The 834-nt window shown below is 49.0% G+C and carries 1 protein-coding gene; it reads right to left on the bottom strand.

Translation table 11 applies throughout. The features are described 5' to 3' along the window. Positions 1–724, bottom strand: a 724-nt coding sequence (locus CVN76_RS06175) for a penicillin acylase family protein (RefSeq protein ID WP_232732122.1), incomplete at its 3' end; no start/stop codon positions are given. Positions 725–834 lie beyond the last annotated feature (110 nt).

Raw genomic sequence — 834 nt, 5'->3', positions numbered from 1 at the left:
TACTGATGATATAAGGAGCACTCTTTGGATAATCCGGAAATAAATCATACGCCTTTTCCTTCGGGAACGTTTGCAGCAAATACTGCCTGAACGCCTGGTCCTCCCAGTTTCCGCCTAAATCAAAGGCCATATATTTCCCGATCGTCAGCGAATCGACGGCTGTCCACCGCTCCGGCTTATATCCAAGTAAAGTGAACTCGACCGGCCATTTTCCATTCTCCTTGAGCTCATCGATATAAAGATTGACTCCCTCCGCAAACACATCCAACGCTTCCTTGCCCTCACTTGTATAAGCTGCATAGGAGGCCTCTGCCGCCCGTCTCAATCCAAGCGTGCGGAAATACTTATCATTTTTCACCGTTTTCTCGCCAATCACCTCGCTCAATCTTCCTGACGCCTGACGCCTGCTCAAATCCATTTGAAATAAACGGTCCTGCGCCTGGACATACCCTTGAGCTAAGTACAAATCATGCTCATTCGCAGCATTGATATGCGGGACCCCGCTTGAATCCCTCACCACCGTAACCGGTTTCAAAAGACCCGGCAGCGAAACTTCCCCCTTCGTTTCAGGCAAGGTCCGCGCAAGAAATACATTTGCGGCAATCAGGACAGACAGCAAAAGCACAATCAAAATCCCCAAACTCCATAATGCCCGCCTTCGCCACTTCCGTCTCGGCCTTTGCTGAGGTACGGCAACTTCCATCGACTCATCTCCCTCTCCCATTGAAAACTCTCATTCTTTCTACTTAAGATATTCCGCGCCTCCCTCCATCTTTCCTACCAACTTTCATGAATTTTGGCAATTTCCTAGAAATTATGGAGTTGCCCCCGCAG

This window comes from Bacillus sp. mrc49, from assembly GCF_002803435.1.
This window is presented reverse-complemented; position numbering and strand designations above follow the sequence as displayed.